The 15,739-nt window shown below is 63.4% G+C and carries 15 protein-coding genes and 1 pseudogene; 7 read left to right on the forward strand and 9 right to left on the reverse strand.

The genetic code is table 11. From position 1 onward, the window contains the following. Window positions 1–6: 6 nt before the first annotated feature. Window positions 7–792 carry a ThuA domain-containing protein gene (locus ON37_RS28670; RefSeq protein ID WP_040723930.1) on the forward strand — a complete coding sequence of 262 codons (786 nt, stop codon included), beginning with the start codon at window positions 7–9 and terminating at the stop codon, window positions 790–792. A gap of 48 nt (window positions 793–840) precedes the next feature. Here ON37_RS28670 and ON37_RS28675 read toward each other — a convergent pair whose 3' ends face one another. After that, the gene (locus tag ON37_RS28675) at window positions 841–2,148 is read right to left on the reverse strand and encodes a cytochrome P450 (protein WP_051032246.1); all 1,308 of its coding nucleotides are present in this window, start codon (window positions 2,146–2,148) and stop codon (window positions 841–843) included. A gap of 481 nt (window positions 2,149–2,629) precedes the next feature. On the opposite strand from ON37_RS28675, the gene ON37_RS28680 reads away from it, so the two are divergent. From ON37_RS28680 to ON37_RS28690, 3 genes are read left to right on the forward strand one after another with little or no spacing between them, the layout of a single operon-like run. After that, complete coding sequence (locus ON37_RS28680; protein ID WP_040723931.1) at window positions 2,630–4,057, forward strand: FAD-dependent oxidoreductase; 1,428 nt, start codon at window positions 2,630–2,632, stop codon at window positions 4,055–4,057. Then, window positions 4,054–4,707 carry a nuclear transport factor 2 family protein gene (locus ON37_RS28685; RefSeq protein WP_040723932.1) on the forward strand — a complete coding sequence of 218 codons (654 nt, stop codon included), beginning with the start codon at window positions 4,054–4,056 and terminating at the stop codon, window positions 4,705–4,707. The genes ON37_RS28680 and ON37_RS28685 overlap by 4 nt, the downstream gene beginning before the upstream one ends. Window positions 4,708–4,767: 60 nt before the next feature. Next, a complete protein-coding gene (locus ON37_RS28690) occupies window positions 4,768–4,983 on the forward strand; it encodes a ferredoxin (RefSeq protein ID WP_040723933.1) in 216 nt (71 codons plus the stop codon). A gap of 336 nt (window positions 4,984–5,319) precedes the next feature. Here ON37_RS28690 and ON37_RS28695 read toward each other — a convergent pair whose 3' ends face one another. Then, on the reverse strand, window positions 5,320–7,152 hold the full coding sequence (locus ON37_RS28695) for a PEP-utilizing enzyme (RefSeq protein WP_245553556.1): 1,833 nt from the start codon (window positions 7,150–7,152) through the stop codon (window positions 5,320–5,322). A 777-nt stretch (window positions 7,153–7,929) separates the two neighbouring features. On the opposite strand from ON37_RS28695, the gene ON37_RS28700 reads away from it, so the two are divergent. Together ON37_RS28700 and ON37_RS32200 are read left to right on the forward strand one after the other, a co-directional pair. Further along, window positions 7,930–8,709 (forward strand): hypothetical protein, encoded by a 780-nt coding sequence (locus tag ON37_RS28700; protein WP_051032247.1) that lies wholly within the window; start codon window positions 7,930–7,932, stop codon window positions 8,707–8,709. A 955-nt stretch (window positions 8,710–9,664) separates the two neighbouring features. Next, a pseudogene (locus ON37_RS32200) lies at window positions 9,665–10,019 on the forward strand (IS21 family transposase); the annotation flags it as partial. Between the two features lie 355 nt (window positions 10,020–10,374). On the opposite strand, the gene ON37_RS28705 reads toward ON37_RS32200, so the two are convergent. From ON37_RS28705 to ON37_RS34795, 3 genes are all read right to left on the reverse strand, one after another. Next, window positions 10,375–10,737 carry a hypothetical protein gene (locus ON37_RS28705; RefSeq protein WP_040723935.1) on the reverse strand — a complete coding sequence of 121 codons (363 nt, stop codon included), beginning with the start codon at window positions 10,735–10,737 and terminating at the stop codon, window positions 10,375–10,377. A 103-nt stretch (window positions 10,738–10,840) separates the two neighbouring features. Beyond that, a complete protein-coding gene (locus ON37_RS28710; protein ID WP_051032248.1) occupies window positions 10,841–11,119 on the reverse strand; it encodes a TetR/AcrR family transcriptional regulator in 279 nt (92 codons plus the stop codon). Between the two features lie 671 nt (window positions 11,120–11,790). After that, a complete protein-coding gene (locus tag ON37_RS34795; protein WP_373282096.1) occupies window positions 11,791–13,068 on the reverse strand; it encodes a nuclease-related domain-containing protein in 1,278 nt (425 codons plus the stop codon). A 255-nt stretch (window positions 13,069–13,323) separates the two neighbouring features. Between ON37_RS34795 and ON37_RS33320 the strand changes: the two genes are divergently transcribed. Further along, window positions 13,324–13,503, forward strand: coding sequence for a hypothetical protein (locus tag ON37_RS33320; RefSeq protein WP_157171663.1), 180 nt, complete (start codon window positions 13,324–13,326; stop codon window positions 13,501–13,503). Between the two features lie 261 nt (window positions 13,504–13,764). Here ON37_RS33320 and ON37_RS34890 read toward each other — a convergent pair whose 3' ends face one another. The 4 genes from ON37_RS34890 to ON37_RS28740 are packed head-to-tail and all read right to left on the reverse strand — an operon-like array spanning window position 13,765 to window position 15,650. Next, entirely contained in the window at window positions 13,765–14,142 is a 378-nt protein-coding gene (locus ON37_RS34890; RefSeq protein ID WP_083893366.1) for a TnsB C-terminal domain-containing protein, read from the reverse strand. Between the two features lie 45 nt (window positions 14,143–14,187). Next, window positions 14,188–14,550 carry a hypothetical protein gene (locus tag ON37_RS28730; RefSeq protein ID WP_157171664.1) on the reverse strand — a complete coding sequence of 121 codons (363 nt, stop codon included), beginning with the start codon at window positions 14,548–14,550 and terminating at the stop codon, window positions 14,188–14,190. Between the two features lie 9 nt (window positions 14,551–14,559). Further along, window positions 14,560–14,913 (reverse strand): hypothetical protein, encoded by a 354-nt coding sequence (locus tag ON37_RS28735; RefSeq protein WP_040723941.1) that lies wholly within the window; start codon window positions 14,911–14,913, stop codon window positions 14,560–14,562. Next, window positions 14,904–15,650: a helix-turn-helix domain-containing protein gene (locus tag ON37_RS28740; protein ID WP_157171665.1), complete on the reverse strand. Its 747-nt coding sequence runs from the start codon at window positions 15,648–15,650 to the stop codon at window positions 14,904–14,906. Before ON37_RS28740 ends, ON37_RS28735 begins: the two co-directional genes overlap by 10 nt. Between the last annotated feature and the right edge of the window lie 89 nt (window positions 15,651–15,739).

Below are 15,739 nucleotides of genomic sequence, written 5' to 3' on the forward strand. Positions count from 1 at the left end.
GTTGCCATGACTGCCCCATTGCAGATCATGACTGTGACCAAGGGCCACGCCTACGATCGCAACGCCTTCAGCGCGATGCTCGACGGGCTACCCGGGATTGAGTGCACCCAAGTCGAACAGCCCGCCGCACAGCGACATTTCGCGGGCGACGAACCCTCGCGCTGGGACGCCTACTTGATGTACGACATGCCGGGATTCCGTTTCGATCCCGACCATTCCGCCCCCGATCTCCTCGACCCGCCGCCGGAGTTCCGGGCCGATTTCACTTCGCTGGTCGATCGAGGGCACGGCTTCGTCTTCATGCACCATGCCCTGGCTGCATGGCCCACCTGGGCCGAATACGCCGGTGTGATGGGTGGTCGCTTCAGATTCGTTCGTGACCGGGAGAATCCCGATTCGGGCTATCGGCACGCGGTCGAGCAGCGGATTGTCCCGATTTCGGATGCCGCTGCCACGCACCCGGTACTCGAGGGGCTGCAGGACGGATTCGACATCACCGATGAGGTCTACCTCGCTCAGATTCATGATGCCGACATCACTCCGCTGCTGGTCACCGACGCCGAACTGACCGACCGCACAGTGTGGTCGACGTGGAATGCGGTCGTAGGCAAGCGGGATACCAACGATGGCTGGCAGCATCCTGCGGGTTCCGGTGTGGTCACGTGGGTCCGCGAACACCCCCGCAGCAGGATCGTCTACGTGCAGTTCGGCGACAGCGCCGAAGCATTCAGAAATCCCGCGTACCGCCGACTGCTGACGAACGCGCTCAACTGGGTCGCCCGGAGGAGCTGAGCGCAGGGCCTGAACATGGGAGGCGCTCACTGCGCCTCCCATGCGCTATCAGGCTCGTGCGGTGAATCGCAGCGGCAAGGATTCGAGACCGCGCAGCATGAAGCTGCGGTGGTACTCGACCGACTGCGACGGCTCGGCCAGGGTGATGTCATCGAGTCGCGCGAGCAAGATCTCCACCGCCACACGTAATTCCAGCTTGGCGATGTTGATGCCGAGGCAGAAATGCTCGCCGCGGGAGAAGGCGAGATGTGGAGGGCGATCGCTGTCGAGGTCCACCGAGGCGGGTGCCTCGAATACGTCGGGATCCCGATTTGCCGCCGCGTAGCAGAGAAATACGAGTGCGCCGGCCGGGATGGCTTGGCCGCCCAGCACGACGTCCTTGGTCGTCACGCGGAACATCCCCTGCGTCGGGGACTCCAGCCTGAGCATCTCCTCGACGAGTGCCGGGATCAGCGACGGATTCGCGCGCACTCGATCTTGCAAGCTTTTGTCGGCGGCCAGACGGAACATGATGGACGTGATCATGTTGGTCGTGGTTTCGTTTCCCGCGACGAGGAACTGCACCAGCATCTGCAGGATTTCGTCCATCGTCAGCGGTTGTTCGCCCTCCATACGGGCGTTGACGAGATCCGACAACAGATCGTCGCGGGGGCTGGTGCGACGGACCGCGACCTGCTCGGTGAAGTAGTCATAGAACTCGTCGACGGCAGCGAAGATTTCGGCGACCTGTTCGGGTGACTGTTCGAGAGCGCCGACGCCGGCGGTGAAGGCGTTGGACCACCTTTTGAAGGTGTCCATGTTCTCCGGCGGTACGCCGAGCATCGTCGCGATGATGGTCATCGGCAGGTGAATCGAGAACTGGCTGACGAGCTCGACCTGGCGTGCGTCGAGGAATCCGTCGATGAGCTCGTTGGTGAGTCGGCGTACATCGGGCTCGAGCAGTTTGACACGCCGCGGGTGAAACGCGGCACTGACGAGCACCCGTTGGCGCTTGTGGAGGGGAGGGTCGGTGAACAGCAATACCGGGGACTTCGAGAGTTGGACGCGCCGTGTGGCCTGCGCCCGCAGCGGTGCGGGAGTAGCCGGATCGTCGAGCAATTGCTGGGCCAGTCCGGTGACCGAGCTGGGGCCCGAGGCCTGGGCGCTGGAAAAGGTCTCTGGGGCCCGGAGAGCTTCGACGATGTGGTCGTGGCGAGTAACCACCCAAGCCCGCAGTTGTTCGTTGTAGGTAACCGGGGCTTCGTCCCGCAGGACGTCGTAGAGCGGGTACGGGCACCGCACCACTGCGGGCTCGAGCCGGAACAACCTGGACAGGTCGGAAGGGGAGTAGGGACACGATTGGACGACTTCTGTCACTGCTGGCTCCTGCTGTGGTGACGAATGGTCTCGGTAGGCGCGACGCAAACGGACCTGTAGCGGCTCCGTGCCGCGCTACGTATATAGTCTACGTATAGATTATTATCTGGTCGACAATTTGCGCTCGAAAGTCGGACGATCCTCGTGTACTGCACTCGGGTCGGCCGTCGACATCCGGGGTGGGGGTCATAGACCCGGCCTGCGATCCACCGCGACGGCCAACGAACTCTTGGTTGCGATAGTTTAGTTATAGAGTAATCTACGTCATATCGTTCGGTACAGGATGCCGTCGCAGCAGCGGATCAGCCGCCTGCGCCTTCACGCGCCGACGCCGGGGCCGGATGCGGAACCCCAACGGTGACCGCTTCGCAGACCTTCGCGTGTCCGGTACCTGTGACCTCCTCGCGGGACGACGAATATCGCTGCAACGACTCAAACCACGCTGCGCCGGCTTCGGCGGGCGCAGCACGAAGGAGCTGAGATGAACAGCCCGGACGTCGAAGTCATCGTCATCGGATCCGGCCTGGGTGGCCTCGCGGCGGCCCTGACAGCCGTCGAGAACGGCTGCAAGGACGTTCTGATAGTCGAGTCGGAGCCCGTTGTCGGAGGATCGACCCGGCTCTGCGGCGGTGTCGTGATGGGCAGCAGAAGTCGGCTCCAGCGAGCCGGCGGCATCGAAGATGCCGAGGATGACATGTTCAAGGAATACATGGCCATCAACGTCTGGGATGTCGCCGCGGGACCGGTCGAGCGCTGGGCGCGCCGCAGTGGCGAAACGGTCGACTGGCTTCAGGACCATGGTGTCCCGTTCTACGAGCGCCTCATCTTCAGTGGTGATGATCGTCGTCCGCGCGGTCACTGTGTCGAGGGCGGAGGGCAGGCCATCGTCGACGCATTGGTGTCGAAGTGCCGCGCGGCAGGGATCGATTTCGCCCTGGGCAACAGAGTCGACGAGATTCTTCGCGCCGATGGACGCGTGACGGGGGTGCGGGCAGGCGGCGAGGAACTCAACGCTGCCGCCACGATCGTAGCCACCGGGGGTTTCGGCGCGAACCCGGAGTACCTGGCCGCGCATTATCCGATAGCGTGGATTCCGGGGGAGACCTTCTATATCGGCGCCGAGGGGGCTCGCGGTGACCACCTCAGGTTCGCCGATCAGGTCGGCGCCCAGGTGACCGGCGAGAATCGCGGCCTCCGTATGCTCAACCCCGGCGTCGATACCCTGCACGAGGCCTTCTTGCCCGGTTGGACGGTGCTGCTCGACGAGCGGGGGCAGCGATTCTGCGACGAGACCGCCCCGTACGGAATCCTCGACAGTTTGCTGAAGGCCAGGAACAACGTCGGGTACGTCGTCTTCGACGATGCTGCGCTGCGGCCGCCGGCCGACAAGGCGGCCCGATATGCGGATGCCTACAAGCAGGTGTGGCCCAACCACGCGAAATTCAAGCCGAAGCACTACAACGCCGACGTCATGGAGCAGTACAAGGATCACCCACGGGTCCACACGGCCGAGTCGCTGGAGGCTCTCGCGGACTCCGTGAACATCCCGGCAGCCGACTTCTGTGGTTCCCTCGCCCGCTACAACCACCTGGTGGAGTCCGGGAGCGACACCGACTACGGCAAAGCGAGCCGCTTCCTGAACCCGATCTCGACCGCACCGTTCTACGCGGTAGAAGTGCGACCGACGGCGATTGCTCACACCGGCTACGGATTGTGTATCGACGACCACGCCCGTGTCATCGGTGTCGACGGCGATCTGATCGAGGGTCTGTTCGCGGCCGGTGAGTGCACGGGAGGCATTGTCGGACCGACATATTCAGGTTCCGGCAGCTCCCTCGCCAGTGCCGCGGGCATCGGCCGGATGGCGGGCGAGGCCGCCGCGGAATACGTGCGGTCGACGCGGTCATGAGCAAGCAGAGCACGTCGGAGGGCCGGATGCTGTTCACGCCGCGAGCAGAGCCCGACGACCAGGGAGAAATGCTGCGGTTGGTCTACGACCGGCAGCAGATCGTCGAGGTACTGCACCGATATGCCAGGGCGATCGATCGCTGCGACGTCGAACTGCTGAAGTCGGTCTATCATGAGGACGCCACCGACGCTCACGGCTCCTTCGACGGCAACGCACACGAGTTCGCCGAATTCATGGTGCCTCGGCTGCGGGCACAGACCAGCTATGGAATTCACCACGTCACCAACGAGCTCGTCGAGGTGGAGGGGGATCGGGCGATCGCAGAGTCGTATCTGTTCGGTTACCACCGGGTGCCCGGTGGGCGAGAGTCGGTGGCCGCCTTCTTCGGACCCGCCTACGCCGACCGCTGTGCGGCGGAAGGAACTCTCGAAGCAGAGCACGAATACATGACCGGTGGTCGCTACCTGGACAAGTTGGTAAAGCGGTCAGGAATCTGGCGGATCTGGCAGCGCCGGATAACCGTGGAATGGAACCAATGTCAGCCGTCGCGGATGCTGACCGAGGGCGGGCGTTCGCAGTACGACATTCCCGGCGCGCGCGATCTGACCGACCCGAGTTACCGGCTGAGCTTCGATTCCTTCGATGAATGAGCCAGGCTGCGACGCCGGACCTATGACGCCGAACAGACAGAGTGAAGCGGAGCAATTGGCATGGTAGACAACCGAATCGTCGAGGCAGATCGGGATGTATGCATCGGTTCCGGCCAATGCGAAATGCTGCTGCCGAACGTGTTCACCGTGGGTGATGAGGGAACCGTGGACATCGACGCCGCGGCGGCACATGAGGCCGACACGACGCTCTTGCAGCGGGCGGTACAGAACTGCCCGACAGCCGCGCTGAGGCTGAGCCCGACCGGCAATTCGTAGCCGGAGCCCCGGTCGATTCGTAGCGCGTGTTGTGAGCGGTGAGTTGCCGGCATGAACGATCGGGCGGTCGGGGCGGGATTCTGCCGCGTATAGGTTCGCGGCAGAATCCGTTGTGCTGCAACCTTGGCCGTCATACGCCATGTGACGGGCGGTGATGACCGGATTCATCGCGGTTGTGGTACTCGAAGAGCGGCTGACGATGGGCTGGTAGTCCATCTTGTGCGAGCGTTGCGGGCGTCCGATTGCGAGTGCAGCGAAATTTCGCCGCACTCGCAATCTCCGCGCTGCGTCGCGATCGGTGAACGCCTCCCGCGCGGCCGCGAGACCGATCGACGATCAGTGAACTGTGATGACCCCGGTGGTGCCGTTGACCGTCAGTTTCGCACCATCGGGGATGCGCTTCGTGGCATTGGTGACACCGAGGATGCAGGGGATGCCGAGTTCGCGGCTGACGATAGCGGCATGAGAAAGAGTCGATCCGACGTTGACGACGACTGCTTCGGCAGAGGTGAACAGCGGGGTCCAACCGGGATCGGTGATCGGAGCGATGAGGATTTCACCGGGCTCCAAGTCGGTGGCCTCGTCCGGGCTGTTGATGACGCGTGCCGTTCCGGTCGCAGTGCCCGGGCAGGCCGGCAGACCCGTCAGCAGATCCCCCGCTTGCGCGATACTGACTGCGGGGGCAGCCTTTTCGGCCCAGGTGGCAATCGGCGGGACGTTCCCCGCGGTGACAATGTAGGGCGGTTCCAGCTTTTCGAGTTCGTGGAACCACTCCCACCGCTCGGCGATGGTGGGCAGCCAAGCCTGCGGATCGGCAAGCAGTGCGTCGAGCTCGTCCTCTCGTACCATCGTGAGGTCCTCGGGAGTGGCGAAATAGCCGCGCTCGGTATAGCGCTGCGCCAACTCGCGGAGAGCGAGCCGAGCTTCGTGCAAGACTCGAATCGTGTTGGTTTTGGACAACTCTCGCGCCGGCATGTAGATGCCGATGAGCCGGAGAGCGAGGTCGAGCTGGCCGAGTTCCGTGGGGGAATGTGCGAGCCTTTCCCGAAGTTGCGCGGTCAGCTGTTCACGGTCGGCGCGAAGGCGGGCCGACTGCAGTTCGGGATCGCGGTCGGAGGGTTGGTGGCGCATCCGCTCGAGCAGCCCGAGCGGGATATGCTGGTGGGTCTCCCAGGTATGAGGCATAGCGTCCCATTCCGCGGCGGAGCGGGAACCGTAGTCGTAGACGAAGCGGTCCCACCTGGCGAGGAACGTCGCGACGGCCGCATCCGAGGCCGTGGCCGCCGCCTTGGTGCGCAGTCGATCCAGTGCGCCATCGATTCCCTCGTCGAAAACCGAAGTGAGAACGCCGGAATCGTTGATCAGGCGGCTGAGCTTCCACAACTCGGCCGTCGGCGCCGCTGAAGCGATGTTGCCCCAGCCGCCGAGCAAGCGCGTTGCGAGACTCGGATCCTCGAATGGAGCCAGTGCCTGGTCCAGCAGGCCGGTCACCAGCGAAGACTCGTAGACCATCATCAGATGCTTGTAGAGGATTTGGTAGTACTCCTCGGCCAGGATCCGTCGCTCGTGTTGGACCAGTTCCGCGTCGGTCAGCGTCGCGTAGTCCGGCCGCGCTGCGCGAATGCTCTCCGCGTGCGCCGCGTCGACGATGAGATCATCACGCGACTCGGTGGCGAAAACTCGTTCGACCGTCGCGAGAATGCGTTCGGTGTATTCCGGCTTGGCATCGTCCGGGTGTGGCTCATACGCGGGCGCGTCGGAGCGCTCACCCAGGTAGGTGCGGTCCATGAGCTCCGGTGATGCGCCGGGCATTCGCGCGCCGAACACGCGCAGATTGGACAGGTTCAGGTAGATGTAGCCGTGCACCAGACCTTGTATATCGATCGCGTCGTCGCGAAATTCTTCACGATCGAATGCCCCGAAGTCGACCAGAGCCTGCTTCCATGGTTGCTCCGCAGCCGGGCCGCCGATCATCGACCCTCCGAGTGGGGAAAAGACATGCGGCGATACCTCGCCGACATTGGCCCGCGTGTACACCGGGAAACGAGTGCTCAACGGCTGATCCACCACCCAAGGGCGTGTGATGTCCACCATGACCGCTACCTCCGAAGCTCTAAGACTAGATAGTAGGTAACTGAAGCATATGCGTGGCTTCGTGTCCAGGATCACACTGAATTCGTAGACCGAGGGCCTCGTGAGACAGCCTGAGCGGAAGCCTGTCTATCAATTGCATTGCGTGACAACCCTATTGATCTTCTTCGGGCCTCGTCCGACGGTGTGGCTCGGGCGGCATACCGCCTGACCGGAGGATGCGGCCTGGAGAGTGTGCGAATGAGAGGCCTCGCCTGGGTTGCTCGCAAGCCTGACGCCTCCGCGTGGCGTCAGCACCGGACGCGGCGGGTCGATGGCGTCGAAGTGGGCACCAGCATGTGAGGCTATGATGGAAGTGTCCAACGGGATCCACTGCTACACAATGGGTTTGGCTTCTAGCCTGTGAATCTGCGCCGGCCGGACGTTAGGGAACACCTCGTCGGCGGCAGGTAGTGCGTGTCGACGGACTCCGCAACTATCCGATCTCGGAGAAATACTCAAACAAGATTAATCGATAATGCATCCATAGACTATCTATAGCTCTACCATCGAGATGGTTGCAGGCGGCGGGTGCGCCGACGGCCCTGGTGGATATCCGTGCGTATCTCGGAGGTGAACAATCTGATGGCAACGGCAACGAGTGCACAGATGGGTGCACAAAGGAGCTCTGTGAGGTCCCTCGGCAGGACGAACAAGATCTGGATCGGTACGGCGGCGGTTGTATTCGTCGCTGTGTGCCTTCTGATCACAGGCCTGAAAGGGCATCACAGGGTGGCGCTCGATCCTACCTATGGAACACCCCCACCGCCTGACCTACCCTATTCTGCCGGGAGCAACATCGGGTGCACGATCGTCATGACGCTCGTCGGCCTCGTCGGCGTCGGGCTGGGGCTCTATCAATGGAAGCGGACCCGATCGGTACTACCGCTCATGATCGCGCTGAGTGGAGCGTTGATCTGTATCCCGGAGGTCTTCTTCGATGTGATGGGCGCTGTGTACTTCCCGTGGAGCGCAACAGAACCGCTCGGAAACGCCTACGCCATTCTGGGACGCCACATGCCATGGTGGATCGTGGCGGGATGGTTCGGCTACGGGGTCTTCAATTTTTTCATGTTTTCCGTGCTCGCGGCGAAACCGAAGACCAAGACTCTGTGGTTGATGCTCGGTGGTGCGGCTGTCGGTGACGTCGTCTTCGAAGAGCTTCTGTTGAAGTTCGATGTCTACCACTACTACGGCAACCAGCCTCTGATCCTGGTGTCTCAGTTGCCTTGGTGGTGGATCCCGTGCAACTCGATCGGAGTCTTCCTCGCTGCGGCTCTGGCGTACCGCTTTCAATCTGCCCTGCAGGGCTGGCGTTCGCTGTCGATGTTCGTCATCACCCCCTTATCGGTTACGACGGTCTATGGTGCGATCGCGCTCCCTTCCTGGATAGCGGTAAACCGGGACTACCCTTGGCTGCCCACTCAGATACTGGGCCTCGCCACGATCGGTCTGGGAATAGTCGTGTTCGCTCTGATCCTTCGACTTGTCCTGGGCCGCAACCCCGCAGATCTGGAATACGCACCGTCGAAGCAGGCGGCCGAGTTCGGCGATCCGGTGTCACCGCTCGATGAACGAACCGTCGTCACTGGTTGATCCACGCACGCGCCTCGATCGAGACGCTGTAAGCCACGCGGTTCTCGGTCGAGGCGGGCTAGGTTCCGCGACATGGCTGGCGGACGTGGGGGAGGCGAGCAACAGAGACGATTTCGATCCGACGGCATCGGCCGCCGACGAGTTTCGCTGCCGTTTCAATCTTGTCATGATAACCAATTCCGATCGAAATTATAACGGGTAGTAAAGGTTCTCTGGAATGGCGGTATACCGGATGTCGACTGAAATTTCACATCCATCTCGACGATTATGCGTGACGTGACAATCACCTCATTACGATCAACTCGTATCAGTCGTCCGCGAAGCGCCATCACTTACGTCCCGGCCGGATCGCCTGTTATGCAGAGTGTTTTATTTGAAGGGCCGTCTGCGCGGCCGATTCTCGGTTGCGAAATAAGGGGCCAAACATATCCGTCTGGAGTACTGACGGGCACGATGAAGGATCCACCAGTTCTCCAACGAACGTGGATAGCCGGGTCTCTATGCAGGGCAGTCGCCAGGCCCACCATGACGCTTTTATAGGAACCGGCGACCTGCCGCTCGCCGGCCGGTTTCTTCGACTCTCTACCTTGTCCCTTCGTTTTGCTTTGTGCTGCCGCGTGTAGGTTCGAGTGCAAACCTGCACGTCAACAAGTGTGCTCCCCGCGAACGCGGAGATGAGCCCAAGATGAGGAGACGTTCGGCGTCAAGTTCGCCGTGCTCCCCGCACGCGGGGATGAGCCAAGCGTCAGCGGCCGCCCACTGGCGGGAGTTGGTCGACCGACAGCGGGCTGTTGCATGGATCGACGGCATGTCATCCAAGTGGCAGCGGCCATGGGATCCCCCCGTGGGCGGCCATATGACGCCCCGCTGATGGTCATCGACTTCCCGTGGGCGGCCAGATATTTCCCCGGCGTGTTGCGCATGTTCCGGAAGGCTGGGCGGGTCTGCTCGCCCGGTGAAGAGCGGTAGGGGGATCGTGGAAATCCTTGAGGCATATGACCTCACGGGGAGTTACCGGGCAGCGGCGGAGCTGGCCGGCTGCGACCATCACACGGTCGCAAGGTATGTCCCGTTGCGGGCGTCTGGGAGCCCGGTGGCGAGGGAGCATCGTGCGCGGCCCGATCGATGAGTATCTGCCGAAAATCGAAGAACTGGTGGTTCGTTCTAACAGCAATATCCGCGCCGATGTGGCTCACAAGCGGATCACCGCGATGGGGTTCACCGGTGGGGAACGCACCACCCGCCGGGTGGTCGCGCAGGTCAAGGCGCAGTTGCGGGCGGGTCAGCGGCGGGTGTTCCGTCCGTGTGTGTTGACTGAACTACCGGAGCTCAGCGGCTCGTTTGCTCTATGGACGGAAGGCGGCGCGGCTAAGTTCTGTTTCGAAGTGAGTGATGCGGTGGCGGCGTTGCGGGGTGCCACTCGATCTACCGGGACCGCAATCCGTCGAGCGGGGGATCAACCAGTTAAAACAGCGTCAGGCCGTAGCGAGGCGGTACGACAAACTTGCTGTCCGCTACGAAGTCACGATCCATGTCGCCGTGATCAATCAATGGCTGCGGCACTCGTGAGAACCGAACCTCGGGCGGCCTCACCACTTCGAGAACCTAGCGCAGTAGATAGGGCTACGGACACAGCGGTCCGATGCGCCGACCGGCAATCGTGGGTCAGGCGGCCAGTGCCAGTGTGGGGTGCTGCCCGATCCAGTGTTCGAGGGCGGTGGGGTCGAGGAGCTTCTGCGCGTCGGCGAGCCCTGTGGGCACCGGCTGGGCCTCGACCACAAGCCGGAACGGCTGCCCGGATTCGTCGGCAGCGTCGAAGAACCAGTGCGTCACCTCGATGACCAGCAGCGACAGCGAGAACCCGCCGGGCCCGTCGAATTCGAGGCTTTCCCCCGCCCGTGGCAACAACGGCCCGGTGACCACGAATTGGAAGGAGTCGAATCCGTCCGAATCGTCATCCGTTGGCGGGACCATGACGAATAGCGTGTAGCGCACCATCCGCGCGCCGAAGTCCGCGCTGCTGTCCATGATTTCCCCCTGTTGTCAGCGATTGCCGTGATGAGTCTAGCGCCCCCGTTGATCCCGGCATACCTCTGCCAGCCCCGGTGGCATCGGGGTGCGGCGCGCGATGTCAGTCCTGCGCACAGTGCGGATAGTCATCGACGAAATCGAAGTAGGCAACCACGGTCGCCGACGCGACCGTCCCCATCACGGCGGCCCAGCACAACGCCTCGCTCAGCCCGCGCGCCAACTTCTCCGCCGCGTCGCGCAATACCACCAGGTACAGTTCGTGCTTGCTTGAGAACGACTTGTACAGAATCGGTTTGCTGATGCAGACCCGCCCAGCGATCTCGTCCATGCTCGTGTCGTGATAGCCGTACGCGGCGAACACCGCCGCCGCGGCGGTCACGATCTCCCGACGTCGCGCCGCCCGCCCGCCGCCGAAATATCCCGTTCACCGGCACCTGTCGCCTCCTGCGTGCTGTGCGCCGGGCGGCAGACCGGTGCGCGCCGGCCAGGCCATCAGCGCCTCCGCCGACGGGGCGCGCATACCTGCCCAGCGACCACACCGAGGTGTGCCCGCTCATTCCGTATGAGTATCGGGTCGAGGGCCCGTCCTCGGCAGCGTGGTGCACCGGTAGTGGCGCAGTTGATGCAGGGTGAACGGCCCCACGCGCAATCGGCGGTGTGCTGTTCGAACAGCTCCAAGCCGCCGATACGACAACCGGCCCCGCAACCTCACCGGATCGATATCACTCACGGCCACATCGTGTTTGGCGTTGCGGTCGTTCAACTTCCTCGGCCATCACTGCCGGCGGTGGCTTTGTCGGCGGCGCCTCGGGTCCGGCCGGAAGTCATCGATACCGAAGTCGGGCCCATAGGCCGCGACCAGCCTGGCATACAGGGTATCTGCCGCGTTGTCGCTCGAATGGTTCATCGGCTCGAATTCCCTCTGGATCGAGGTTGATGGAGTCGATTCTCCCAGACCCACGTCGGTCGGTTTCACGGTCGAACGGCCGCAGAGCATTCCCAAACAAGTCCGGAGCAATCCCGACCGGCCCAGCCGGTCAGGGGTGCCGCTCAGCAATCAGGCTGCAACGGATAGCACGGCCGGAAACCGGGGTCACCCATCGGAGCCGGATCTGCTGGTCCCGGCGGTGCGCCCGTCGGCGCCGGGGCTTCGGTCACCGATGTGCCGCCGGAACCTCCGGTGGAATCGTGGCGAGAGCGGGGATGATCGACACCGACTGTGTACCAGACGCCGAACCCAACCAACGCCATCACGGTGAGCGCTAGTAAAGCAGACCGAACGCGGGCGCGTCCGCCGCCATATTCGGTGCGGGGGGTGGGTGCGGGAAACGCCGGGCGTCTGCCTGGCGGTGGCGACACCGGTGTCGTGCTGAAGACGGGCTCGCCGTAGCTCTGCCGCCACGAATCGTGGTGATCATCGAACGATGACTTTGTTCCAGCCGGGGCCGACGAGCCGACCGACGCGTGGGGCTCGGAATCACGCCAGCGTGTGGCCGGAGCGAATGGATCGACATCGACTCGGAACGGGTCGTCATCGGTGACGGACGCCGTCGTCCCGCCCGGTGAGGTCGCGACGGGCCTCGACGCGGTCGCCGTGCTGGGAAATCCCTCCGCGGTCAGCGTAGACATGCTGGCGACCGGGTCGTTGACTCCCAAGACGTCCAACATCGCTGCGACCCGCTCCGCGGTCCATACTGATGCGCGAGACCTGCCGCGCTGGAACCAGGAAAACAACTCGTGCGGCCGGTCTCCCAGCAGCACGTCCACTCCCTTGGGCATCATCGCCTTCGACGGCTTGTCCAACGTCACGACGGTGCCGCTCAACGGGACGACTACGACCAGCGCGGAAACGAACCGATTCGCGCCGGTCACCGCCTCGGTCATCGACTTCAGCGAAAACATTGCCGAGCGTGCCTGATCCAAGGGATTGACATCGCTTTTTCGCACATGCACCGGATCCCCCGGAAACCCGGGCATCGTCCACCGCCCGTTCACCGGACACGACAAAGTCCCACCAGTCCGGCTCAGCGTGCCCTTGACCTCGATACACACGCACACATTCGGCGTGAAAACGATGAAGTCGGCTTCTTGGCCCCCTGCGGCCCGGCCACGCCCGGGTACATGCCCGCTAGCCACCGCGAGACCGGGCACACGGCACGACCGTAGCCACCCGGCCACCACCTTCTCCGTATACGGAGCATCCCCTCGCTCGTTGACGACCAGCACAGCCAACCCCCTTCGAGTAATTCGGCCAACGCCCACACCGACAACGGCCGAGTCCTGCTGCACAACAACGAAAACCAACGGATCAACGGTAACCCGGACCACCGACAGGCTTCACCGAACTCGTTGCCCCACAACGCAATTAACTCGCACAACAGTTCGAACAAACCGCCGCTGACACCGATCCCAAGTGCGAAGCCGCACGAAAATGTCGGTGGTCCGGCCGCACGAAACTGTCAGTGAGCGGCGGTCCATGCGCTGACCGAAACGGTCTCTCGCCGATGCCAGGTAGGGAATGATGTTGTGCCATGAGCACTTCGGGGGCGGGTGGTCGTACACGCGGTGCGGTAGCCACCGGAAGTGGCGGCAGGCGTGCTCTGGCCGCACGTCGTGCGGCCAAGCTTCCCCTCTCTCGCCGCTTCCACCGGTTCGGCCGTGGTGGCGGCGGGTCGCGAGTACTTCGAGGCTGGGAGTTTTGAGCCGGTCAGCTTCGTCGATGATGACCAGTTCGGTGTAGAGGCCGTCGTTGTTGAGCGATGACAGCGCCCGGTCGGGGTACAGGGTTGTTTCCAGCGCCCAGCTCAGACTGCAGGCCAGGGAGCGGACCTCTTGGTCGACGGTACGGGGGTGTTGTAAACCTTCGGGGTGTCGAAGACGGTCCGCGCCGACAGTGCCTGTTCGGGTGCGGTGGTTTCTTCGACGAACCAGAAGTGGCGGACAACGGGTTCGACGGTGTCCCAGTGGCTGTAGCGGCGGGCGGACAGGGTTTTGCCGATACCGATGAATTGACCGATGGCGTTATCAAGTTCCGGCAGGGGTCAACCGTGCCGGTCCGGCTCGGTCGGGCAGACCGCGGGGGGCGTAGCCGGGCAGCGGTGACAGGCACATCTGGTTGATGGTGCGCATGTAGCGTTCGATCTTCCCGCGTCCGCGTGGCCGGCCGGGCAGTGAGAACACCGCCCGGACTTTCAGATCGGCCAGCACCTGTTCGAGGTGGTGGGAGGTGAAGTCGCTGCCGTGGTCGGTGTAGAGCACGTCGACGTGCCAATCCGGTTTGGTTTGCGCCAGATCGCTTGCCGCAGCGCCAATGCGGTCTTCAACGACGACGCGACACCGAGGTTGACCGCATATTCGGCTGCGATGGCGCGGGAATTGTCGTCCTCGATCACCGTCAACCATGGCCGCGCCGGATTTCCGGCGACGGGTCAGGCGGGTCCGACGTGGTCAGCTGGGTGCGAAGCCGCCCACGTCCATCGAGATGACGGCCGCGGCCAGGACGCCGCCGATCAAGGTGGCGATCAGAGCGTATCCCGCCCCGATGCGGCGGGTCCGCCCGAACATCGCGAGCACAGCAGCCGGCGCAATGAGCAGCAACGCCGAGTACGCCCAGCTTGCCCAGTACGGCGGTGAGACCGCATCGGTGTGCGGGGCTCGTAGGTGGCGCGGTACCGCAGTCGGTTCGGGGACGTTGAGCGCATGCTGCAGCACGATGGTGATCGGAACGTAGATCACCGCGACTGCGACACCGCCGCACAGTCCCCACACCACGCTCCACCTACCTGGTTGCTGTGCCTCGCGTGTTGTCATCTGGTGCTGTTACCTAACTCCCGACCACGAGTGAACTGAAGACGAGGAGGCAATCAGGAAAGGCTTGGCGATTCCAAGCTTTTCCCCCTCGCGACCGACCTCGCTGGCGTGCTGGGCAAGGCCGCCGTAGTTATCACCACCAGCGAAATCGTATACGTCGTAGATGTGGGTCTGCTGGCGGAGCTCGACCGCGTGCTGCCCCGGATTGCCGGGCTGGACGATGGCCGCGGTGGTGGAGCACAGGCTGTAGCGGCCGAGGGTCTGGACGTGGTCGTTGTCGATACCCGCCGTGACCTGCCCCGGCGTGCTGATGATGAGGTTTCTACCTTGGGAAAGTGCTGTGACACAAACGGTTACGCGCATTCCGCGCTGGCGTTGCTGATGCCGTAGGCGACGAGGACGGCGTGCGGGCTGTGGAATTCGCTGATCTGCAGCGAGATAGCGACCGGATCGGAAGAACCACTGCGCTGCAATAGAACCGGCTTGCCGGACGGTCGGCCATAGTCGACGGCGGTGGGGTGTGTCGTCCAGAGCTCGGCGAACTGCGGATTGGTGGCCAGGGTGCGGAGGAGGGCGCGGGCATGGTGGCTTTCCCGGTAGGGGCCGATGGCCGCGCGCAGCGCGGCGACCACGTGAGGCGCCTCGTCGTCCCAGTCAACGACCAGCCCACGCGCTGGCGGCTGGAAAAACCACAGCGCGAGATTGTTGCCGGCCTCACGAAGGCCGGGCAATGCGTCATGCAGCCGGGCGCTGGCGGCGAGCACCGTCGACAGGGGAGTGGTGTATGCGCAGAGGATGTGTGCCGCATCAAGATGTGCGAGATGAGCGGTGAGTTGCGGTGTCGAGACCTGGTGCTGTAGTTCGTCGTCGGCCGGAAGCCGCTGGGGTGGATTCCACAAGTCGTAGGTGTGGCGACGTTGAGCGGGATTGAGGTCGTATCCGCGCACAATTTTGGCCAGGGTGTCGATGGTGGGAACGGACCGGCCGTGTTCGATCTTGGTCACGTAGGCCCCGCTGATCGTGGCGCGCGCGCCGGCGGTCTCGCGTGACCAGCCACGCTCCGTGCGTAACTGTTCCAACCAGGGCGGCAGGCTCGGCATCTCCACCCTCGCTGCCGCGTGGCCGGGTCGCGTGTGTCTGGGTGGGTGTCTGTTGTCTGTGTGGCTGTGTGTTCGGTTCACCCGCCTGT

This window comes from Nocardia veterana NBRC 100344, from assembly GCF_000308855.1.
GTDB lineage: Bacteria > Actinomycetota > Actinomycetes > Mycobacteriales > Mycobacteriaceae > Nocardia > Nocardia veterana.

Excerpts from the sequence above, each read along its gene's own strand:
- ON37_RS28705 (WP_040723935.1), bottom strand. The coding sequence starts at position 10,737 with ATGGACAGCAGCGCGGACTTCGGCGCGCGGATGGTGCGCTACACGCTA.
- ON37_RS28730 (WP_157171664.1), bottom strand. The coding sequence starts at position 14,550 with ATGACAACACGCGAGGCACAGCAACCAGGTAGGTGGAGCGTGGTGTGG.
- ON37_RS28735 (WP_040723941.1), bottom strand. The coding sequence starts at position 14,913 with ATGCGCGTAACCGTTTGTGTCACAGCACTTTCCCAAGGTAGAAACCTC.
- ON37_RS28680 (WP_040723931.1), top strand. The coding sequence starts at position 2,630 with ATGAACAGCCCGGACGTCGAAGTCATCGTCATCGGATCCGGCCTGGGT.
- ON37_RS28740 (WP_157171665.1), bottom strand. The coding sequence starts at position 15,650 with ATGCCGAGCCTGCCGCCCTGGTTGGAACAGTTACGCACGGAGCGTGGC.
- ON37_RS28690 (WP_040723933.1), top strand. The coding sequence starts at position 4,768 with ATGGTAGACAACCGAATCGTCGAGGCAGATCGGGATGTATGCATCGGT.
- ON37_RS34890 (WP_083893366.1), bottom strand. The coding sequence starts at position 14,142 with ATGGTTGACGGTGATCGAGGACGACAATTCCCGCGCCATCGCAGCCGA.
- ON37_RS28670 (WP_040723930.1), top strand. The coding sequence starts at position 7 with ATGACTGCCCCATTGCAGATCATGACTGTGACCAAGGGCCACGCCTAC.
- ON37_RS28685 (WP_040723932.1), top strand. The coding sequence starts at position 4,054 with ATGAGCAAGCAGAGCACGTCGGAGGGCCGGATGCTGTTCACGCCGCGA.
- ON37_RS28700 (WP_051032247.1), top strand. The coding sequence starts at position 7,930 with ATGACGCTCGTCGGCCTCGTCGGCGTCGGGCTGGGGCTCTATCAATGG.